Consider the following 22850-nt stretch of genomic DNA (forward strand, 5'->3'; position numbering starts at 1 on the left):
GGAACAACCATCCACAACGAGGAGAACCATCCACGTGACCACCGAAGCGACCCCCACGTTCCAGCAGGCCGACGACGCGTTGATCAAGCTGCTCTCGCCGCCCTTCCCCGACGACCCGTTCCCCATCTACGAGACACTCCAGTCGGTCAACCGGGTGCACAAGTCCGCGCTCGGCATCTACGCCCTCTCCGGGTACGAGGAGGTGACCGCGCTCCTGAAGATGCCCGACGTCCACAGCGGTGCCCGTGCCGCCGCGCAGATGCGTGAGGACTGGGCCGACCACATCTCGCTGCGGATGTATCTGAACTCGATGGTCACCCTCAACGCTCCCGACCACGGCCGGGTCCGTGGTCTGGCCAGCCGCGTCTTCACCCCCAACAAGATCAAGAAGATGCAGCCGGCGGTCGAGCGGCGGACCGACGAACTGATCAGCGCCATCGTCGAGAAGTCCGAGCGCGGCGAGCCCGTCGACATCGTCGAGATGCTGGCCATGCCCTTCCCCGTCGCGGTCATCAGCGACATGCTCGGCCTGCCCTACGAGGACGGCAAGCGCACCTGGGAGCTGGCCGACGACTGGTCACGCGTCTTCTCCGGCATCTACACCGAGGAGGACCTGGTGGTCGCGGACTCCGCGGCCGAGGAACTGACCGGCTACTTCCGTGACGTCATCAAGGCCTGTCGTGAAGAGCCCAAGGACGACCTGATGTCGTCGCTCGTCCAGGAGGCCACCAACGGCAAGCTGGACGAGGAGGAGCTGCTGGCGCTCATCCTCTTCCTGTTCACGGCCGGCTTCGCCGCCACCACCAACCTCATCGCCACCGGGGTGCTCGCCCTCATGGAGCACCCCGACGAGCTGAAGCGCTGGCGCGCGGACAAGAGCATCACCCCGACCGCCGTCGAGGAGCTGCTGCGCCACACCGCCCACACCACCGCGTCGAGCCGTCTCACCACCCGCCCCATCACCATCGGCGGCGTCGACATTCCCGAGGGCGTTCTCGTCCTGGCCCTGCTCTCGGCCGCCAACCGCGACCCGGAGAGGTTCCCGGACCCGCACCGCCTGGACCTCACCCGCGACAACGGCACCCACCTGAGCTTCAGCGCCGGCGCCCACTTCTGCTTCGGTGGCAGCCTCGCGCGTATGGAGGCCGCCGACCTCTTCCCGAAGCTGATCGACACGTTCGCGGGCATGGAGCTGGCCGGCACCCCCGGGCGCCGCGCCATCATGGGCCTGACCGGCTACACCTCGCTCCCGGTGCGCCTCACCCGCTGAACGGACCGTAAGAGGGTCCTCGTACGAGGATCAACGCAAGAAGGAGTCCCCGCGCGAACTTCGCGCGGGGACTCCTTAGTTGTACGGGGGTCGTATGTCGTACCGGGTGGACGTTCCTACTCGGAGGCGGGTGTGGGGCTGGGCCGGCCCGTCGTGGCGTCGGCCTTCGCCTCGTCCGTCGCGTTGGGCGTCTTCACATGACGCAGCAGCAGCGCCGCGCCGACGGCGCCCACCAGCATGACGGCGCCGCCCACCGCCGCGCTGAGGTTCATCCCGCGGGTGAAGGCCTCTCCGGCCGCCTGGACGAGGGAGTCGCCCGCGTCGGCGGGCAGATGCCCGGCGACTTCGTGCGCACCGCCGAGCGAACCCTCGGCGGCCTCCTCCGCCTCGGGCGGCAGCCCGGACGCCGAGTCAGCGATGTCGCGGGTGTAGACGGCGGCACCGATGCTGCCCAGGATCGCGACGCCCAGCGCTCCGCCGAGCTGGTTGCTGGTCTCGGGCAGCGCCGCCGCCGCGCCCACGCGCTCGGCCGGGGCCGCGGAGACGATCAGGTCGGCGGTCAGGGGGATCGCCATACCGACGCCGGCGGACAGCACGCTCGCGCCGACCACCGCCATGGCCAGGTCTGAATCGGCGCGCAACTGCGTCATCATGGCGAATCCCGCCGACGCGATGACCATGCCGACGGCGATGATGTAGCCGGGGCGGATCTTCTTGGCGAGCCCGACGGCCACCGATGTCGTGACCGCCACCGCCACCGGCGCCGGCAGGGTCCACAGTCCGGCCTCCAGCGGGCTCAGTCCGTAGACGAGCTGGATCCACTGGGTGGCGAACAGCAGGAAGCCGACCATCGCGAACAGGGCGACCAGGTTGACGCCGATGGACGCGGTGAATCCCCGGTCCCGGAACAGGCTGAGGTCGATCAGCGGGTTCGGGGCCGAGCGCTGGCGCATGACGAACAGCACCCCGACGACGAGACCGGCGGCGATGACGCCCGCGTGCTCCCAGGCGAAGCCGTCGTCGGCGAGCTCCTTGATGCCGTAGATGACCGGGAGGATGGCGGCGAGGGACAGGACGGCACCGATGAAGTCGAAGCGGCCCGGGTTGGGGTCGCGGTACTCCGGCAGGAGCATCGGGCCGAAGACCAGGATCAGGATCGTGACGGGGATGTTGATCAGGAAGACGGAACCCCACCAGAACTCTTCCAGCAGCGCGCCGGACACGATCGGTCCGAGCGCGGCGCCGCCGGAGAGACCGGCTGTCCAGATCGCGATGGCGGTACGGCGCTGGTTGGGGTCGTGGAACATGTTGCGGATCAGGGCGAGGGTGGAGGGCGCGAGCACGGCCCCGGACATGCCGAGGACCGCGCGCGCGAGGATCAGCAGCTCGGCGCTGCTCGCGTAGGCGGCGGCGAAGGACGACGCGCCGAACACGACCGCGCCGATCATCAGCAGCTTCCTGCGGCCGATGTGGTCGCCGAGAGTGCCCATGGCGATGAGCAGTCCGGCGAGCATGAATGCGTAGATGTCGACGATCCACAGCTGCTGTGTGGCACTTGGCTCCAGCGACGCGCTGAGGAAGGGCAGCGCGAAGTACAGCACGGTCATGTCCATCGACATCATGAGGACAGGGACGACGAGGACGGCGAGGCCGACCCACTCCTTCAAGGTCGCGCGTTCGGGGCTCATGGAGTCGACTCTAGATCTGTATAAGTAATCCGTCTATGTCAAATTCTGTTTAGGACGATTGTTTAAGACAGATCTCTGAACACATGGCTAGACTCCACCCATGGGACACCGAGAGGATCTGCTGGCCGGCGCGAAGCAATGCCTGTACGAGAAGGGGTACGCACGTACCACCGCCCGTGACATCGTCGAGGCGTCCGGGGCGAACCTGGCCTCGATCGGCTACCACTACGGCACCAAGGAAGCGCTTCTCAACGCCGCGATCATGGAGGCGGCGGAGGAGTGGGTCCAGGAGCTGAAGGGGGCCCTGGCCGACGCGGCCGACCTGCCCGAGGACCCGATCGAACGGTTCGAGACGGTCTGGACGCGCGTGATCGAGCTGTTCGACCGTCACCGCCCGGTGTGGGGCGCCCAGTTCGACGCGATCTCCCAGCGCGACCATGTGCCGGAGGTCCGCCGCTTCTTCGCCGAGGCGCAGCAGCAGGCGCAGAAGGGCCTGGTCCAACTCCTGTGGGACGGCAGCGACTTGTCACCGGAGGAGGAGGCCTCGGTCGGGCAGTTCTACCACGCGCTGCTCAGCGGCGTGATGATGCAGTGGGTGGTCAACCCGGACCACGCCTCGACGGGCGAGTCGCTCGCCGAGGCGTTGCGGACGGTCGCGGAGAACGCCCGGCACTTCCGGTCAGGTACGGCTCTCTGACGCCGCGGCGGCCTCGCGGGCCAGCTGTGCCCGGTCGACCTTGCGGTTGGAGTTCAGCGGGAACTCCGCCACGTGCAGGAAGGCCCTCGGCATCATCGGGTCGGGCAGATACGCGGACAGCTCCTTCCGCAGCGTCACCGGCGGGATGCGCTCGCCGGTGTAGTACAGGACGAGCTCCAGTCCGCCACCGGCCGCCGGGCGGGTCACCGTGGCCGCGTTCTGGACTCCCGTGCACTGGCGGACGATGTGGTCGACCTCGGCCAGCTCGACCCGGAAGCCCTGGACCTGTACCTGGGCGTCGAGCCGGCCGAGGTAGACCAGCTCGCCGTCGTCCAGGCGCCGTACCCGGTCGCCGGTCCGGTACCAGCGGCGGCCGTCGCGCTCCAGGAAGCGGCCCTCGTTGTCTGCGGGGTCCAGGTAGCCGGGTGTCATCTGCGGTCCGGTGATGCACAGTTCACCCTGCACCGGGGACTCGCTGTCCTCGTCCAGCAGCAGATGGTCGTGACCGGGGTGCACCTTGCCGATCGGGACGACGCCGTTCACCGCCTGGCGCGCCGAGGCCTCCGGCGACCAGCGGTGCCCGGTGATGGTGACGGTCAGCTCGGTCGGCCCGTACAGGTTCTCGATCTTCGACTGGGGCGCGGCGACCTGCCAGTCGGCGGCGTCCTCGTGCAGCAGCGCCTCACCCGCGAAGAAGCTCCACCGCAGGGTGGGCATCGAGCCGGGCTTCAGACTGCCCATCCGCCGGATGAACGAGATACCGCTCGGCGTGGAGAACCACACCGTCATCCGCCGCTCGGCGAAGAACGCCGGCAGATCCCGGTGGGCCGCCGCGGGGATGGCGTGCACCGGCGCCCCCCGGCCCCAGGAGCAGAACAGCTCGAACATCGCGCAGTCGAAGTTGAGGCCGACGTTCTGGCAGAAGACGTCGTCGGGGCTGAAGTCGTAGCGCTCGTCCAGCAGGTTGAAGTAGTGGACGTTCGCCTCGTGCGTGATCGGCACCCCCTTGGGGCGGCCCGTCGATCCCGACGTGAACAGGACGTACGCGATGTCGGACGGCAGCACGGCCGCCGGCGCGTCGAGCGCCTTCGCGGGCGCCGCCTCGTCGAGGACGGGCAGACCCAGCTCGGTCTCCGCGAGCGCGGCCCGGCCCGCCCCGTCGGCGATGACCGTCGAGACGTTGGCGGCGCTCAGCATGGAGCGGGTGCGCTCGGCCGGGAACCGGGGATTGAGCGGTACGACGGTGGCGCCCGAGTACAGCGCCGCCATGATCCCGACGTACGCGGTCAGGCTCTTGTCCGCGAGCACGGCGACGTTGTGCGGCCCCTGCGGAGCCATGGCGCGCAGCGCCCCGGCCCGGCGCAACGACAGCTCGTGCATCTCCTCGTACGTCAGGCTCTCGGCGTCCACACGGATCGCCGTACGGCCGGGCGACAGCGCCAGGCCGCTCAGGAACCGTTCGTGCAGACCGTTTCCGGGGACGGGTGTCTGGGTCATAGCGCGTACTCCGAAGAGGAAAAGGGGTGGGTAGGGGTGCCGACCGGTACTGCGCAGAGATTAGGTTGGCAGCGATGCCGACTATTCGGTAAACGTCGGGAAAACACAGGAGCCCGCATGTGGGACGAGTCTTTCGAGCAACTTCTCCGCAAACAGATTCCGTTGCTGGAACCGAATGAGGAGTTGACCGCCGAGTTGAGTCTGCGCGATTTCGGCCTGGACTCCATGGGAATGGTTTCCCTGCTGTCCTCGCTGGAGGACGAGTACGGCGTCCGATTCGTCGACGATGCCCTCAACACGGACAACTTCGCCACTCCGGGAACCCTTTGGAAAACCCTCGACGCCATGCGCTGACCGGTTTCTTCCCGCTATGCGATCGCGCTGCGACGGCGCGGTCGCATAGCCGTGTCCGGCTTCACGGCGACGACGTCGAACGCGCTGGTCATGACCTCCACACGGCCCCACAGGGCGTCCTGCCCCGTGACGTACACCCGCTCGGCGCCCAGACCCTTGACCGTCTCGACGACGGCCGGCCAGCGCACGGTGTGCGTCACGGCGTCCAGCAGCAGCTCCCGTACCTCATCACCGGTCTTCAGCAGCGATCCGTCGTGGTCGGACACGACGGGGATGGCGGGATCGGCGAACTTGATGTCCGCGGTGACCTCGGTCGCGATCTCCTCGCGCAGCGCGGCGAACACTCCCGAGTGCATGGGGGGCCGCATGACGTAGAGCGGCAGGCCGCCGGCCGCGCGGAGCCGTCCCTGGAGCCACTCCACCACGTCCTCGTAGACCGAGAGCATGTGGAAGTCGTGGTCGACGTGGCAGGCCACCTCGTTCCAGTCGCCCCGCGCGTCCAGCTCCGCGCGGATCTCGGCGAGCTTGTCGGCCGGGACGCGGGCGAACGACTGGGTGACGATGTCGCGGTGCTCACGGGCGAAATAGGCGTCCACGCGGCGGCCCCACGCGAGGGTCATCTCGATGGCCTCCGGGAAAGGCAGCGAGCCCGCGTGCACCGCGGCGGCCGTACCGCCGAAGCTGGCACCCACGCAGGCCACCGGCTCCACGTCGTGCTCCGCGGACGCCCACTCGGCCAGCGCCAGGCAGTTGACCAGGAACGCGATCCGCGCCGGCTCCGGGAAGGCGCCCACACCGTCCTGGGCCTCGCTCTCCCGGTACCGGTCGATGAGCGAATAGCCCAGGATCCGGTCCGTCTCGGCGACGAGCCGGCGGGCCACGGGATGGGCCGCCATGAACCGCGCCGAGTCGGTGAACCGCGTCGGGCCGATTCCCGGAAAGACAATCGCCGACATATTCTCGCTCTCCCTGTTTTCCGTGCTTATCGGGTACGTTCCGAAAGCCCGGCACTTCGATCCTATGTTTGCCGGTTCAGTCTTGTGTGGGCCCCCTGACGGCATAACCCCTAATGCCCCCTAGTTCTGGGGTGACCGGGCAGGAGTCCTTGTGGGGTGAAAAGCGCACCTGTTAGAAACGGGCTGGCATTAGTTAGTCGGAAACGCTGAATCGGAAGGGTGGCGCATGAGCCCGAATGGAGCTCGTCCGGCCCGGGCGCACGCATCGGTGGACAATCTGCGGACTTATCTGCTGGCCGCCGCCCGGAGGGCCCCCGACCGGCCCGCCGTGATCCAGGCGGCGGCGGACGGCGGTCTGGAGACGGTCACCTACGGCGAGCTGGAGCGCCGCGTCGACGCCTGCGTCGAAGGGCTCGGCGCCCTCGGCCTGGAGGTCGGCGACCGCGTCATCCTGGAGTCCGACACCAACGCCGACGCCGTGGCGACCCTGCTGGCCTGCGCGACGCTGGGGCTGCCCTTCGTGCCCACCAGCCCCGAGGTCCCCGACGAGCGGCTTCTGACGATCATCGACAGCGCCGAGCCCGCGCTGTACCTCCAGGCCGTGCACGGGAAGCGGACCGGCATACCGGAGTCGGTCGGCACGGCCCGGTTCGGCACCGACGGTCTCACCGTGGAGCGCCCGCCGCAGCCGCGCGTCCGGCGCCGCCGCGTGGTGACGCCCATCGACACCGCGTACATCACCTTCACCTCCGGCACCACCGGCCGCCCCAAGGGCGTTGTCATGAGCCACCGTGGCGTCATCGCCTTCCTGCGCGGTGCCGAGGCGGCGGAGCTCATCACCTCCGAGGACCGGGTGGCCGGCACCTCGCCGCTCCAGTTCGACTTCGCGCTGTTCGACATCGGGCTCGCCCTCGGCCACGGCGCCACGCTCGTGCCCGTACCGCGCGACCGGCTCAACTGGCCCCGGCGCTTCCTGTCGTACCTGCGCGACACCGGCGCCACCCAGGTCGACAGCGTCCCGTCGGTCTGGCGTCCGGTCCTTCAGCACGAGCCCGACATGCTGGCCGAGATGGGCCAGGAAGGCATCCTGCGCCGCATCGCGTTCTCCGGCGAGAACTTCCCCCTGGAGGAGCTGAGGCGCCTTCAGGAGTTCCTGCCGAAGGCCCACTTCACCAACGGCTACGGCGCCACCGAGACGATGGCCGCCTCCATCACCGAGGTGCCCAACCCGCTGCCCGCCGAGACCGAGCGCCTGTCGATCGGCTACGCCGTCGCGGGCGCCGAGATGCTGCTCATCGGCACCGACGGCGGCCCCGTGGACGAGCCGGGCGTGCTCGGCGAGATCTACCTGCGCAGCCCCTCGCTCTTCTCCGGCTACTGGAACGACCCCGAGGCCACCCGCGCCGTCGTCGTCCCCGACCCGCTCAACCCCCGTTCGGGGCAGCTGGTGTTCAAGACCGGCGACCTGGCGTCCATGGGCGCTGAGGGCGAGCTGTACTTCCACGGCCGCGCCGACTCCCAGGTCCAGATCCGCGGCAACCGCGTCGAACTGGGCGAGGTGGAGCGCCGTATCGGTCAGTTCGACGGCATCACCGGAGCGGTCGCGATGATCCTCCCGCGCCCGGACGGCGACCCGCTGCTGCACGCGTTCGTCACCTGCGCCCCCGACGGCCCCGCGCCGGACGCCAAGGAAGTCGTCGCCTTCTGCCGCGCCGCGCTGCCCGCCTACATGGTCCCGCACGGTGTGCGCGTGGTGGACGTGTTCCCGCTGACCGTCAACGGCAAGGTCGACCGCGCCGCACTGGCCGCCCACGTGGCGTCCTGAACCACCCCGATCGCCGCTGTCGCTATACCTCTTTGCCCCTTTCTTCGTTGCGGAGTATGCACATGACCGAGCAGTCAAGGGCCGCGATGCTGGAACTGGTGCTGGCGCAAGCCGCAGCCGTGCTGCGCGCCGCCGATCCGGACGCCTACGGGGACGGGGCCGTCCATGTGGCGGCCGACCACCCGTTCCTGGCGGGGGGCCTGGACTCACTGGGCCTGGTCCAGCTGCACCGCCGGCTCACCGCCGAGCTGGGGGTGGAGCTGCCCGTCACCGTCGGCTTCGACCACCCCACGCCGGTGGCCCTGGCGAACCACCTGGTGGACGTGGTGCACGGCACCGTCGGAGCGGGAGCGGCCGACGAGCCCGCGGCGGTCACCGCGCCCGCCGTCCCGTCGGCGTTCGGCGAGCCGGTCGCGATCATCGGCATCGGCTGCCGCTACCCGGGCGGGGTGACCTCCCCCGAGGACCTGTGGCGCATCGTCGCCGGCGACACGCACGTGCTCACCGAGTTCCCCGCCGACCGCGGCTGGGACCTCGACCGCATCTACAACCCGGACCCGTCGGTCACCGGCGCCAGCTACGTACGGCACGGCGGATTCCTGCCGGACGCCGCCGACTTCGACGCCGACTTCTTCCAGATCAACCCCAAAGAGGCGTTGGCGATGGACCCCCAGCAGCGGCTGCTGCTGGAGACCTCCTGGGAGGCGCTGGAGCACGCCGGCATCGACCCGGACCGGCTGCGCGGCACCCCCTCGGGCGTGTTCATCGGTGTGGAGCCGCACGAGTACGGGCCCCGCACGCACGAGGCCCCCGACGGCCTCGACGGCTATGTCCTCGGCGGCAACCTGCCCAGCGTCGTGTCCGGCCGCGTCGCCTACACCCTCGGCCTCGAAGGCCCCACGCTCACCGTCGACACCGCCTGCTCGGGCTCGCTGACGGCCCTTCACCTGGCCGTGCGCTCGCTCCAGGGCGGGGAGAGCCAACTGGCGCTGGCCGGCGGTGTCACCGTCATCTCCAGCCCCGGCACGTTCACCACCTTCAGCCGCCAGCGCGGCCTCGCCCCGGACGGACGGATCAAGGCGTTCGCCGCCGCGGCCGACGGCACCTCCTTCGCGGAGGGCGCGGGCGTGTTCGTCCTCGCCCGGCTGTCCGACGCGCTGCGCGACGGACACCCCGTGCTCGCCGTCATCCGGGGCAGCGCCATCAACCAGGACGGCGCGAGCAACGGACTCTCCGCGCCCAACGGACTCGCCCAGCAGCGCGTCATCCGCCAGGCGCTCGCCGACGCGCGTCTGACGCCCGACGAGATCGACGCGGTCGAGGCCCACGGCACCGGCACCATGCTCGGCGACCCCATCGAAGGCCAGGCCCTGGTCGCCGCCTACGGTCGCGGACGCTCCGCCGACAACCCCCTGTGGCTGGGCTCGGTGAAGTCCAACATCGGACACACCGGCGCCGCCGCCGGCGCGGCCGGGATCATCAAGATGGTCCAGGCGATGCGTCACCGCACCCTGCCCCGCACCCTGCACGTGGACGAGCCGACCTCGCACGTCGACTGGTCCGACGGCACCGTCAAGCTCCTCACCGAGCCCGTGCCGTGGGAGAGCACCGACGCGCCGCGGCGCGCCGGAATCTCCTCGTTCGGCGCGAGCGGCACCAACGCCCACGTCATCATCGAGTCGCCGCCCGCCCTCGCCGAGACACCGGAGACCCCCGAGAGCGCCGAACAGCCCCCGGCCGGGCGTCCGTTGCCGTTCACCCTCTCGGCCCGGGGCCAGGACGCCCTGCGCGGCCAGGCCGAACGGCTCCTGACCACGCTCGACGACGCGTCGCCGCTGGACATCGCGTACTCCGTCGCCACCACGCGCGCCGCGCTGCGCGACCGCGCCACCGTCGTCGCCGCCGACCACGACGAACTGCGCCGTACCCTCACCGCACTCGCCACCGGCGAGAGCGCGCCCGGACTGCTCACCGGCACCACACTGGCCACCGGCCGCACCGCCTTCCTCTTCACCGGCCAGGGCAGCCAGCGTCCCGGTATGGGCCGCGAACTGGTGCGCGCCTTCCCGGTGTTCGCGCGGGCGCTCCAGGACGCCGCCGACCACCTCGACATGTATCTGGACGAGCCCCTGGGCGACGTGCTGTTCGCCGAGCCCGGCTCGCCGGAGGCCGAACTGCTCCAGCAGACCCGCTACGCGCAGGCCGCGCTCTTCGCGGTCGAGACCGCGATGTTCCGGCTGCTGGAGTCGTGGGGCGTCACCCCCGCACTCCTCACCGGGCACTCCATCGGTGAGATCGCCGCCGCCCACGCCGCCGGCGTCATGTCCCTCGCCGACGCGGCCCTGCTCGTCGGCACGCGCGGCACCCTCATGCAGGAACTGCCCGACGGCGGCGCGATGGTCGCCGTCCAGGCGTCGGAGGCTGAGGTCGCCCCGTACCTCACCGACAAGGTGGGCATCGGCGCCGTCAACGGCCCCGCCGCGGTCGTGCTCTCCGGCGAGACCGAGGCCGTCCTCGCCGTCGCCGCCCGCTTCGCCGAGGAGGGACGCAAGACGCGCCGGCTGCGGGTCTCGCACGCGTTCCACTCGCCGCTGATGGAGCCGATGCTCGACGGCTTCCGCCGCGTCGCCGAGACCCTGACCTACCTGCCGCCGCGCATCCCCGTCGTGTCCAACCTGACGGGCGAGCCCGTCACCGAGTTCGACGCCGACCACTGGGTGCGCCACGTACGCGAGCCGGTCCGGTTCGCCGACCAGATGAGCCACCTGGAGTCCCAGGGCGTCACCACCTACCTGGAACTCGGCCCCGACGCCGTCCTGTCGGCCATGGGCCGTGAGTGCCTGGCCGACGGCGGCGCCGACGCCGCGTTCGCCGCGCTGCTGCGCGACGGACACGGCGAGGAGCGCCAGACCGTCACCGCGCTCGGCCTGGCGCACGCGAACGGCGTCGCCGTGGACTGGGACCGCTTCTTCGACGGGCGAGGCGCCCGCCGGACCGCGCTGCCCACCTACTCCTTCCAGCGCAAGCGCTACTGGCTGGACGCCGGAAGCAGCAGGCCCGGCACCATCGGGCACCCGCTGCTCGACACCTCGGTGAGCCTCGCCGGCGCCGACGGCCTGATCCTCACCGGCCGGATGTCCACCCGGTCGCAGCCCTGGCTGGCCGACCACGTCATCGCGGGCGTCGTCCTCGTACCCGGCACCGGCCTCGTCGAACTGGCCGTACGCGCCGGGGACGAGGCGGGCTGCGCGGCGGTCGAGGAACTCACCCTGGAGACACCGCTGACGGTCACCACCGCGGCCGGTGTGGAGGTCCAGGTCGTCGTCGGCGCGCTCGACACCACGGGCCGCCGTTCGGTCGAGATCTACTCCCGACCCGCGGGCAGCGAGGAGAACTGGACCCGCCACGCCAGCGGCATCCTGACCGAGCACGGCCAGGGCGCCACGGCCGACCCGGCCGTCTTCACCCAGTGGCCGCCGGCCGACGCCGAGCCGGTCGACATCGAGGACCTCTACGAGCGCCACGCCGCCGGCGGATACGGCTACGGACCCTCGTTCCGCCGCGTACAGGCGGCCTGGCGCCGGGGGAGCGAGGTGTTCGCCGAGGTCTCCCTCGACGAGGCGGGCGCCGACCGGTTCGGACTGCACCCGGCGCTGCTCGACGCCTCGCTGCACGCCGCCGAGGGCCCCGAGGACGACGGCCAGGTGCGGCTCCCGTTCGCCTGGCTCGGCGTCGAACTGCACGCCTCCGGCGCCACGGCCGTCCGCGTCCACCTGGTCCAGACGGGACCGGACGAGGTCGCGGTCGAACTGGCCGACGCCAACGGGGCGCCCGTCGCCACCGTACGGTCCCTCGTCCAGCGGCCCGTGCCGATGGACGGCGTACGGACCTCCGGCGCGGGCGGCGGCTCGCTGCTGCGCGTCGAATGGACCGAGATCCAGGCCCCGGCCGAGGCGGACGCAGCCGCCGGAGAGTTCCAACTGGCGTACGTCCCCGCCACCTTCCCCGGCGCACCCGCCGACGCCGCGCGCGAGGCGACCCTGCACGCCCTGACGCTGATCCAGGACGCGCTGCGCGACGACACCCGGCTGGCGATCGTCACCCGGGGCGCCGCGTACGACCTCACCCTCGCGCCCCTGTGGGCGCTGGTGCGCTCCGCCCAGGCCGAGAACCCCGGGCGCTTCGTCCTCGTCGGCACGGACCGCGACGTACCCGAGGACGAGCTGCGCGCCGCCCTGGCCTCCGGAGAGCCCCAACTCGCCCTGCGCGAGGGCAGACTGCTCGTACCGCGGCTGGCCCGCACCGCCGTGCCCGAGGAGCCGCGCCCCGTCGCGTGGCACCCCGAAGGCACGGTGCTGATCACCGGCGGCACCGGAGGTCTCGGCGGCGTCGTCGCCAGGCACCTCGTCCGGCAGCACGGAATCAAGCACCTCCTGCTCACCGGCCGGCGCGGCCCCGACAGCCCCGGCGCTGCCGAACTCGTCGCCGAACTGGCCGAGTTGGGCGCCGCCGCCACGGTGGCCGCCTGCGACGTCGCCGACCGCGACGCCGTGGCGGCGCTGCTGGCGACGATCCCCGGTGAGCACCCGCTGACCGGTGTCGTCCACAGCGCCGGAGTCCTCGACGACGGACTGGCCGGATCCCTCACGCCCGAGCAGGTCGCCACCGTCTTCCACGGCAAGGCCGACGGCGCCTGGCATCTGCACGAACTCACCCGGGAGCTCCCGCTCGCCGCGTTCGTGCTCTTCTCCTCCGCGGCCGGCACCCTGGAGGCCGCCGGACAGGGCAACTACGCGGCGGCCAACGCCTTCCTGGACGCGCTCGCCGAACACCGCGCCGCCGACGGCCTTCCCGCGACGGCCCTCGCGTGGAACCTGTGGGCGGGCGACGCGGGCATGGGCGCACGCCTCGACGACGTGACGCTGCGCCGCGCGGAGCGCTCCGGGCTCCCGGCCCTGACCTCCGAGGAGAACCTCGCCCTCCTCGACCAGGCCCTGCTCACCGAAGCCTCCGCACTGGTCCCGCTGCGCCTGGACGCGTCCGCGCTGCGGGCCCGCACCGAGGGCGTCCCGCCGATGCTGCGCGGTCTGGTCCGCGCGCCCGCCCGCCGCCAGACCGCCGCCGCCGTGGCGGCGAGCGGCCCCGGCGGAGCACTGGCCGACCGGCTCGCCGGAAAGCCGGACGCCGAACGCGAGCGGATCGTCCTCGACCTGGTCCGCACCCAGATCGCCGCCGTCCTCGGCCACGACAGCGGCACCGCGATCGACCCCCGCCGGGCCTTCACCGAGCTGGGCTTCGACTCGCTGGCCGCCATCGAACTGCGCAACGCGCTCGGTTCGGCCACCGGGCTGCGGCTCACCTCCACGCTGATCTTCGACCACCCGACCCCGCGCGCCCTGGTCGACCATGTGCTGGAGACCGTACGCGGCGCGGCCCCCGCCGCCGTCGCACAGCGGCCCGCCGTACGGGCCGCGACGGACGAGCCCATCGCGATCGTGGCCATGGGCTGCCGCTATCCGGGCGGGGTGACCTCCCCCGAGGAGCTGTGGCGGCTGGTCGCCGATGGCACCGACGCCATCACCCCGTTCCCCGAGGACCGGGACTGGCACACCGAGGACATCTACGACCCCGAGCCCGGCAAGCACGGCACCACGTACACCCGCGAGGGCGGCTTCCTCCATGAGGCGGCCGACTTCGACCCCGCCTTCTTCGGCATCAGCCCGAAGGAGGCCCAGGCGATGGACCCCCAGCACCGCATGCTCCTGGAGGTCGCCTGGGAGGCCCTGGAACGGGGCGGTATCGACCCGCTCTCGCTGAAGGGCACCGCCGCCGGAGTCTTCGCCGGCGTCATGAACCACGACTGGTCGAACCGCCCCGGCACCGTCCCCGAGGACCTCGCCGGCTTCACCGACGGCGGCGGACTGGGCAGCATCGCCTCCGGCCGTATCTCCTACACCCTCGGCCTCACCGGCCCCGCCGTCACCATCGACACCGCCTGCTCCTCCTCCCTCGTGGCCATGCACTGGGCCATGCAGTCGCTGCGGCAGGGTGAGTGCTCGCTCGCCCTGGCCGGCGGCGTCACCGTCATGGCCACCCCCGAGACGTTCGTCGGGATGAGCCTCCAGAGCGGCCTGGCCGCCGACGGCCGCTGCAAGGCGTACGGCGCGTCCGCCGACGGCACCGGCTGGGGCGAGGGCGCGGGACTGCTGCTGCTGGAACGCCTCTCCGACGCGCGCCGCGCCGGACACCCCGTACTCGCGGTGATCCCCGGCTCGGCGGTCAACCAGGACGGCGCGTCCAACGGCCTGTCGGCGCCCAACGGCCCCGCCCAGCAACGGGTCATCCGGCAGGCCGTCGCCTCCGCCGGACTCTCCCTCGCCGACATCGACGTGGTCGAGGGACACGGCACCGGCACCACACTCGGCGACCCGATCGAGGCACAGGCGCTGATGGCGACCTACGGCCAGGAGCGCCGGTCCGGCGACCCGCTGTGGCTCGGCTCCATCAAGTCCAACCTCGGCCACACCCAGGCCGCCGCCGGCGTGGCCGGTGTCATCAAGATGGTGATGGCGATACGCAACGGCGTACTGCCTCGCACCCTGCACGCCGACACGCCGTCCCCGCACATCGACTGGACCGAGGGCGCCGTCGAACTGCTCACCGAGCGCAGGGACTGGACGGCCGACGGCAGCCCGCGCCGCGCCGCGGTGTCGTCCTTCGGCGTCAGCGGCACCAACGCCCACGTGATCATCGAGCAGGCACCGGCACCCACCCCCCGGGAACCGCGCGGCGAGCGCCCCGCGATCCTCCCGCTGACCGTGGCCGGATCGTCGCCCGACGCGCTGCGCGCCCAGGCGGCACAGGTCGCCTCCTATCTGCGCGAGAACGACGACGTGGACGAACTGGACGTCGCGGCCTCGCTCGTACGCGGTCGCGCCGCCCTGGAACACCGCGCCGTGGTCGTGGACGCCGACCGCGACGGCCTGCTCGCCGGACTCGACGCGCTGGCCGCCGGGAACTCGCACCCCTCCCTCGTCCAGGGCGTACGCCGCGGCGACTCGCGAGCCGTACTGGTCTTCCCCGGCCAGGGCTCGCAGTGGCAGGGCATGGGCGTCGAACTCCTCGAACACTCACCGGCGTTCGCGACCCGTCTCGGCGAATGCGCCAAGGCCCTTGAGCCGTACGTCGACTGGAACCTGCTCGACGTGCTCCACGGCGCGCCCGGCGCACCGGCCCTGGACGCCGTCGACGTCGTACAGCCCACGCTGTGGGCGCTGATGGTGTCGCTCGCCGAGGCCTGGCGCGCCGCCGGCGTCGAACCGGCCGCCGTCGTCGGCCACTCGCAGGGCGAGATCGCCGCCGCCTGTGTCGCCGGCGCCCTGTCCCTGGAGGACGGCGCCCGTGTCGTAGCCCTGCGCAGCCAGGTCATCCGCCAGGACCTCGCGGGCCGCGGCGGCATGATGTCGGTCGCCCTGTCCTCCGACAACGCCGCCGAATACCTCACCGAATGGGACGGCCGCCTCCAGCTGGCCGTCGTCAACGGCCCCGGCTCCGTCGTCGTGTGCGGCAGCCCGGAAGCCCTCGACGAACTGCGTGCCCGCCTGGACACCGACGGCGTCCAGGCCCGCCGGATCCCCGTGGACTACGCCTCCCACTCGGTGTTCGTGGAGGAGATCCGCGAGCGGCTGCTCACCGAACTGACCGGACTGGAGCCGCGTACCTCATCCGTCCCGTTCTACTCCACCGTCACCGCGGGACCGCTGGACACCGAGAGCCTGGATGCCCAGTACTGGTACGAGAACCTGCGCAAGACCGTCCGGTTCGAGGAGACCACCCGGGCGCTGCTGGCCGACGGCTTCGAGATCTTCGTCGAGGCCAGCCCGCACCCGGGCCTGCTCACCGGACTCGACGAGACCGCCGAGTCGGCCGGGGTCGCCGCCACGCTCGTCGGCACACTGCGCCGCGACTCCGGCAGCCCGCGGCAGTTCCTCACCTCACTCGCCGAGGCGTACGTACGGGGCGCGGCCGTCGACTGGGAGAGCCGGTTCGTCGGAACCGGGGCCGTCCGAGTCGACCTGCCCACCTACCCCTTCCAGCGCAAGCGCTACTGGCTCCACATGACCGAGCAGCCCAGTGACGCCATCGGCATCGGACAGCTCCCCGCCGACCACCCGCTGCTCGGCGCGGCGGTGCCGCTCGCCGGCGCCGGGGGAGTGCTGCTCACCGGACGGCTCTCGCTCTCGGCACAGCCGTGGCTCGCGGACCATGTCGTCGGCGGCACCATGCTGTTCCCCGGATCGGGCTTTGTGGAACTGGCCGTCCGGGCCGGCGACGAGGTCGGCCGGGGACGTGTGGAGGAGCTGACCCTGGAGGCGCCCCTCGCCGTGCCCGAACGCGGCGGCGTCGCCATCCAGGTCGTCGTGGACGCCGACCTGCGCACCGTGTCCATCCACTCGCGGCCCGAGAACGCCCCCGTCGAAGCCGTCTGGACCCGGCACGCCCAGGGCACCCTCGCCGACGCCGCTGCCGAACCGGCCCCCGAGCCGGCCGCCTGGCCGCCGCCCGGCGCCGAACCCCTCGACCTCACCGGCTTCTACGAGCCCATCTCCGCGGACGGCCTCGTCTACGGCGAGGTGTTCCAGGGAATGCGCGCCGCCTGGCGCTCCGGTGACGAGGTGTTCGCGGACATCGCGCTGCCCGAGCGGGCGGCCGGCGAGGCCCAGCGGTTCGGGCTGCACCCGGCCGTACTCGACGCCGCCCTGCACGCCACCGCGCTGCTGGCCACCGACGCCGAACGCGTCACGCTGCCGTTCGCCTGGACCCGGGTCGACCTGCACGCGTCGGGCGCGGCGGCACTCAGGCTGCGGATGACCCGCCTGGGCGAGGACGAGGTGGCGCTGCGCCTCACCGACACCGCCGGCCGCCCCGTCGCGTCCGTCGAGTCGCTCGTCCTGCGGCCGGTGGCCGCCGGCGGGCTCACCCAGGCAGGCGCGTACGACGACTCGCTGTTCGAGCTCGTCTGGGCCCCCGCCGCACCGGGCGAGTCCGGCCCCCGCACGGTCGTGCACCGCTGCGTGGGCGGCGACAGCGCCGAAGCGGTCCACACCGAGACCGCTACGGCACTCGGTGTCCTCCGGTCCTGGCTGGAGGACGGCGCCGAGGACGCCGTACTGGCCGTCGTCACCCGGGGAGCCGTCTCCGCCGGCGGCGAGGACGTCACCGATCTCGCCGGAGCGGCGGTCTGGGGCCTCGTCCGCAGCGCCCAGACGGAGAACCCCGGTCGCGTCGTCCTGATCGACCTGGACCCGGGCGCCGACGACACCGCCATCGACCTCGGCCCGTCGGTCGCCACCGGCGAGGCACAGCTCGCCATCCGTGACGAGGTGATCCTCCGCCCCCGTCTCACCCGGGTCACCGGTGAGCGGGGCACCGCCGTCACCGTCTTCGGCGACCGGCCCGGCACCGTACTGATCACCGGAGGCACCGGCACCCTGGGCAGCCTCGTCGCCCGGCACCTGGTCACCACCCACGGCGTCACCGACCTGTTGCTCACCAGCCGGCGCGGCCCGGCCGCACCCGGCGCCGCCGAACTGTCCGCCGAACTCACCGAGTTGGGCGCCCAGGTCGAGGTGGTCGCCTGCGACACCGCCGACCGCGACGCGCTGGCCGCCGTACTGAAGGACCGCACCGTCGCCGGAGTCGTCCACACCGCGGGCGTCCTCGACGACGGGATCATCTCCTCGCTGACACCGGAGAAGCTTGCCGCGGTGATGCGTCCCAAGGTCGACGCGGCGCTGAACCTGCACGAACTCACCGCGGACCAGAACCTGTCGGCGTTCGTCCTGTTCTCGTCGGCCGCCGGCGTGACCGGAGGCGCGGGCCAGGGCAACTACGCCGCCGCGAACACCTTCCTCGACGGCCTCGCCGCCCACCGGCGCGCGAACGGGCTGCCCGCGCAGTCGCTCGCCTGGGGACTGTGGGAGGAGGCCAGCGGCATGACCGGCGAACTGGCCGAGGCCGACGTGGCCGTCATGGAGAACGACGGCGTCCTGCCCATCGCCTCCCAGGAGGGCCTGGCGATGCTGGACGCGGCCGGAGCGCTCGACAGGGCCTTCCTGGCCCCTGTCCGGCTCGATCTGAGCGGCCAGAGCCGCGCCGACGTGCCGTATCTGATGCGCGATCTGGTACGCGGCCCGGCCCGCCGCGTCGTCGATGTCGCCGCGCCGACGCCGGAGCCCGCCGAGAGCCTGCGCGACCGGCTGGCCCGGCTGACGCCGACCCGCCGCGAACAGGCACTGCTCGACGTGGTCCGCGCCCAAGCCGCCGCCACCCTCGGCTTCGCCGACGCCGACGAGGTCGACGCCGAACGGTCGTTCCGCGACATGGGCTTCGACTCACTCGCCGCCGTGAAGTTCCGCAACGGCCTCGGTGAGGCCGTCGGAGAGCGCCTGTCCGCCACGATCGTCTTCGACCACCCCACGGCGCTCGTGCTCACCAGGCACCTCCTTGAGGAAATGGCGATCAACGAACCGGAACCCGAGCCGGAGCCGGCCGAGCCCACCGAGGACCGCACCGCGGCGATCCAGAACATGGACCTGGCCGAACTGCTCCGCACCGCGCGACGATCAGGAGAATCCTCATGACCCAGCTGCTCGACGACACCGACCGGAGCGTGTTCGCCACCGACGAGGAACTGCTCCACCGTGTGCTGACCCCCTACCGGGCCAAGCGGTGCGAGTACCTCACCTCGGCCACCGTCACCTCGGCGGGCGACCCCCGCGACGGCGGACGACTGACCGCCGCGTGCACCTTCGAGATCCCCGAGTCCTGCTACATCGACGACACCGGGCACTTCAACTCGGTCGAGTTCAACATCTGCTTCAACCAGATGGCCTACTACCTGATGGCCAAGTCGGTGAAGGAATCGCTGGTCGAGCCCTTCTCCCGGTGGACGCTCGACCAGTTCTGGACCCGTCAGCTCGCCGACGTGTTCATCACCGACTTCAAGAGCACCTTCCGCAAGGCCATGCGCGGGCGCCGCTTCAAGGGCGAGATCGAGATCGTCGACATCGCCGAGTGGGACGCCAACGACCTGCGCGAAGCCCTGGTGATCCTGCGGACCCGCTGCCACTACGCCGACGAGCACGGTGGCGAGAGCAACGGCGAGGTCACCGCCGCCGTCACCAACCCGCCCGTGATCTGACCCCCGTCCGGACTTCGCGAAGGAAGCGACAATGAGCAAAGCAGAACGCCCCGGGCTTCCTGACGGAGTCCTGGAGGTCGACATCGAGCACCTCTACAGCCGCTTCGCCGACCGCGGGCTCCAGTACGGGCCCGCGTTCCGGGGCCTGCGGTCGGTGTGGTCGCACGGCGACGAGGTCTACGCCGACTCCGCGCTCGACAGCGCGGCGGGCAGCGACGACTACCTCATCCACCCGGCGCTGCTCGACACCGCGCTCCAGGCCGCGCTGGTGCCGGACCTCGAACGCGACGACAGGACGTTCCTGCCCTTCGCGCTGCGGGGGATACGCGTCCACCGGGCGGGCGTCCGCGCCGTCCGTATCCACACCGTCCCCGGCGACGGCGGCGTCTCCCTCGCGCTCACCGGCGACGACGGCGAACCCGTCGCCACGGTCGGCACCCTCGTCAGGCGCGCCGTCACCGCCGACCAGCTCGACGCCGCGGCCCAGCGCACCCAACTGCTGCGCGTCGCGTGGAAGTCCGTCGTCCAGCAGTCCGACCACGCCGACCAGCGGCACTGGGGATTCCTCGGCACCGACCGCATCGGACTCACCGGCGCGCTCAAGGCCACCCGCCGCTCGTTCGACTCCTACCCCTCGCTGCGCGAGCTCGACTCCGTGCTGCGCGAGGGCACTTCGGTGCCCGACGTGGTCGTCGTCTCCTGCACGGACGAGGACTCGCCGGTGCGCTCGGCCGCCCAGCGCGCCCTGATGCTCGTACAGGAGTGGCTGGCCGACGACCGCCTGGCCAAGTCCCGGCTCGTCCTCGTCAGCAGCGGAGCCGTCGCGGCCCGCGCGGGGGAGGACCTGTCCGACGTGTCGGGCGCCGCCGTCTGGGGTCTGCTGCGCAGCGCGCAGTCCGAACACCCCGGCCGCTTCGTCCTGGTCGACGTGGACGACCCCGGAAACTCCGGCCGAGCCCTGGCCGCCGCCGTGGCCTCCGACGAGCCGCAACTCGCCGTACGCCAGGGCGCGCTGCTGCGGCCCCGCCTTGTACGGTCCCCGCCCCCGCAGGGCCGTAAGAGCCTCACCGGCACCGTGGTGATCACCGGCGGCACCGGAGCGCTGGGCCGTCTCTTCGCCCGGCACCTGGTCACCCGACACGACGTCAAACACCTCGTGCTGCTCAGCCGCCGCGGCCCCGACGCCCCCGGCGCCGCCGAACTCGTCGCCGAACTCACCGAGTTGGGCGCCCGCGCCGACGTCGTCGCCTGCGACGCCGCCGACCGGCCGTCGCTGGAGCGCGCGCTGGCCGACATCCCCGCGCCGTCCGCCGTCATCCACACCGCCGGTGTCCTGGCGGACGCCGCGGTCGGCACCCTCACCCCGCGCGGACTCGACAAGGTCCTGCGCCCCAAGGTCGACGCCGCGCTGCATCTGCACGAGCTGATCCGGGACCCGGACTGCGTGTTCGTGATGTTCTCGTCCGTGGCGGGGCTGGCCGGCAACGCCGGACAGGCCAACTACGCCGCCGCCAACGCCGTACTCGACGCACTCGCGCACCACCGCCGCACCCACGGTCTCCAGGGCGTGTCCCTCGCCTGGGGCCTGTGGGAGAGCGAGGGCGGCATGGGCTCCGACCTGTCGGCCGCCGACCGCAACCGCATGAAGCGCTCCGGCTTCGCCCCCCTCGGGTACGACCAGGGCCTGGCCCTCTTCGACGTGGCCCTCGCCGGCGACGACGCGGTCCTTTCGCCGGTCCGGCTCAACGAGGCGGGCCTCACCGGCGACATCCCGCCCGTCCTGGAAGAGCTGGCGCCCGCCCGTACCGGCAAGCACGCCGTGACCGACACGCTCGTCAGCCGTCTCGCCGACCTGCCCGACGACGAACGCGACGCCGCTGCCGTGGAGTTCGTCCGCGCCGTGGCAGCCACCGTCCTCGGCTACGACAGCGCCGACGACATCGACCCCGAGCGGGAGTTCGGCGAGATCGGCCTGGACTCCATCGGCAACCTCGAACTCAGCCGCCATCTGGCGGCCGCCACCGGGCTGCGGCTCCCCGCGACCCTCGTCTTCGACCATCCGACACCCGCAGGTCTGGCCTCCCATCTGCGTCGACTTCTCCAGGAGAGCAATTCATGAAAACTGTTGTCGTCGTCGGCGGCGGCGTCATCGGCCTGGCCACCGCGTGGCGCGCCGCGCGTCAGGGCGTCTCCGTCACGGTGATCGACCCGGCCCCTGGCACCAAGGCGTCCCACGCCTCCGCCGGCATGCTCCCCGGTCACAGCGGACAGCTCTACGACCAGGAGGAGCTGCTGCGCCTCTGCCTGGCCTCCCGCGACCTCATCCCGTCCTTCTTCGCCGAGCTGGAGGAGTTCGCCCCCTCCGGCTTCCGCCGGGACGGCGTGCTGGACGCCGCGTTCGACGAGGACGCCCTGCGCGACCTCGACCAGCAGCACGCCTTCCAGGAGTCGCTCGGCATCCGCACCGAACGCCTCACCCCCGAGGAGTGCGCCAAGCTTCAGCCGGCCTTCGGGCCCGTGCTCGCCGGGGTGCTGATGCCGGACGACGGAGCCGTCGACCCGCGCGTCCTCCAGCCCGCGCTGATCACCGCGATCGAGGCCCTGGGCGGCACCGTCATCCGCAGGGGCGCCACCCGCGTCGAGGACCACACCGTCGTCCTCGACAACGGCGACAAGGTCCCCTTCGACCGTGTCGTGCTGGCCGCCGGCTGCTGGACGCACCAGATCGAGGGCCTGCCCGAGGGCGCGATCCCGGAGATCCGTCCCGTCAAGGGCCAGATCCTCCGTCTGCACTCCGACACGCCGCTGCTCAACCTCACCTCCCGGGCCCTGTCCACGGGCGGCGCTTCCCTCTACCTGGTGCCCCGTCTGGACGGCGAACTCGTCATCGGCTCCACGTACGAGGAGGCCGGTTACGACGAGACCGTCACCGCCGAGGGCACCCAGAGCCTGCTGGCCCGCGTCACCAAGGTCATCCCGGGCGCCGGCTCCCTGCGCTTCGCGGAGATCAGCGCCGGGCTGCGGCCCGCGTCGCCCGACGGGCTCCCGGTCATGGGCCCGACCGTGGTTCCGGACGTGTACATGGCCTCCGGCCACTTCCGGATGGGTGTGCAGCTCACTCCCATCACGGCCTCGATCATGGCTTCGTACCTGACGGACACCACGCCGCACGAATCGGCGGCGCCGTTCAGCCCGCTCCGCTTCGCCTGATAGACCCTCCGACGTCCTCCCTCCCCGCGGCTCGCGGGGAGGGAGGACGTTTTCGTGCCCGGGGGTGGAGGACCTGAGCGCGGCACAAAGACCGGCAGCCGCCCACGCCCTTTCGGGCATCGTGGACGGCTGCCGGTCGCGGGCTTCGAG

General features: G+C 71.9%; 11 protein-coding genes. 8 read left to right on the forward strand and 3 right to left on the reverse strand.

The window, feature by feature from the left end:
* Nucleotides 1-34 precede the first annotated feature (34 nt).
* Complete coding sequence (locus ACFWV8_RS24730; protein ID WP_384207098.1) at nucleotides 35-1270, forward strand: cytochrome P450; 1236 nt, start codon at nucleotides 35-37, stop codon at nucleotides 1268-1270.
* A gap of 116 nt (nucleotides 1271-1386) precedes the next feature.
* On the opposite strand, the gene ACFWV8_RS24735 is transcribed toward ACFWV8_RS24730, so the two are convergent.
* On the reverse strand, nucleotides 1387-2958 hold the full coding sequence (locus ACFWV8_RS24735; protein ID WP_384207100.1) for an MFS transporter: 1572 nt from the start codon (nucleotides 2956-2958) through the stop codon (nucleotides 1387-1389).
* Nucleotides 2959-3058: 100 nt separating this feature from the next.
* On the opposite strand from ACFWV8_RS24735, the gene ACFWV8_RS24740 reads away from it, so the two are divergent.
* Complete coding sequence (locus tag ACFWV8_RS24740; RefSeq protein ID WP_384207103.1) at nucleotides 3059-3655, forward strand: TetR/AcrR family transcriptional regulator; 597 nt, start codon at nucleotides 3059-3061, stop codon at nucleotides 3653-3655.
* On the opposite strand, the gene ACFWV8_RS24745 is transcribed toward ACFWV8_RS24740, so the two are convergent.
* Nucleotides 3638-5152 carry an amino acid adenylation domain-containing protein gene (locus tag ACFWV8_RS24745; RefSeq protein ID WP_384207105.1) on the reverse strand — a complete coding sequence of 505 codons (1515 nt, stop codon included), beginning with the start codon at nucleotides 5150-5152 and terminating at the stop codon, nucleotides 3638-3640. The genes ACFWV8_RS24740 and ACFWV8_RS24745 overlap by 18 nt on opposite strands.
* A gap of 117 nt (nucleotides 5153-5269) precedes the next feature.
* Between ACFWV8_RS24745 and ACFWV8_RS24750 the strand changes: the two genes are divergently transcribed.
* Nucleotides 5270-5506: an acyl carrier protein gene (locus ACFWV8_RS24750; protein ID WP_329390860.1), complete on the forward strand. Its 237-nt coding sequence runs from the start codon at nucleotides 5270-5272 to the stop codon at nucleotides 5504-5506.
* Between the two features lie 14 nt (nucleotides 5507-5520).
* Here ACFWV8_RS24750 and ACFWV8_RS24755 read toward each other — a convergent pair whose 3' ends face one another.
* Nucleotides 5521-6462, reverse strand: coding sequence for an ACP S-malonyltransferase (locus ACFWV8_RS24755; protein WP_384207110.1), 942 nt, complete (start codon nucleotides 6460-6462; stop codon nucleotides 5521-5523).
* Nucleotides 6463-6688: 226 nt separating this feature from the next.
* Here ACFWV8_RS24755 and ACFWV8_RS24760 point away from each other — a divergent pair, with 226 nt between their 5' ends.
* The 5 genes from ACFWV8_RS24760 (at nucleotide 6689) to thiO (ending at nucleotide 22700) form a co-directional block, all read left to right on the forward strand.
* Nucleotides 6689-8287, forward strand: a complete 1599-nt coding sequence (locus tag ACFWV8_RS24760) for an AMP-binding protein (protein WP_384207113.1) — start codon at nucleotides 6689-6691, stop codon at nucleotides 8285-8287.
* A gap of 62 nt (nucleotides 8288-8349) precedes the next feature.
* The gene (locus ACFWV8_RS24765; RefSeq protein WP_384207116.1) at nucleotides 8350-18930 is read left to right on the forward strand and encodes an SDR family NAD(P)-dependent oxidoreductase; all 10581 of its coding nucleotides are present in this window, start codon (nucleotides 8350-8352) and stop codon (nucleotides 18928-18930) included.
* Complete coding sequence (locus ACFWV8_RS24770) at nucleotides 18927-19490, forward strand: FcoT family thioesterase (RefSeq protein ID WP_329390868.1); 564 nt, start codon at nucleotides 18927-18929, stop codon at nucleotides 19488-19490. Before ACFWV8_RS24765 ends, ACFWV8_RS24770 begins: the two co-directional genes overlap by 4 nt.
* 31 nt (nucleotides 19491-19521) lie before the next feature.
* Nucleotides 19522-21609: a type I polyketide synthase gene (locus ACFWV8_RS24775; protein WP_384207119.1), complete on the forward strand. Its 2088-nt coding sequence runs from the start codon at nucleotides 19522-19524 to the stop codon at nucleotides 21607-21609.
* Entirely contained in the window at nucleotides 21606-22700 is a 1095-nt protein-coding gene (gene thiO, locus ACFWV8_RS24780) for a glycine oxidase ThiO (protein WP_384207125.1), read from the forward strand. The genes ACFWV8_RS24775 and thiO overlap by 4 nt, the downstream gene beginning before the upstream one ends.
* Nucleotides 22701-22850: the final 150 nt, after the last annotated feature.

It is taken from the genome of Streptomyces sp. NPDC058665, assembly GCF_042714995.1.
Lineage (GTDB): Bacteria > Actinomycetota > Actinomycetes > Streptomycetales > Streptomycetaceae > Streptomyces.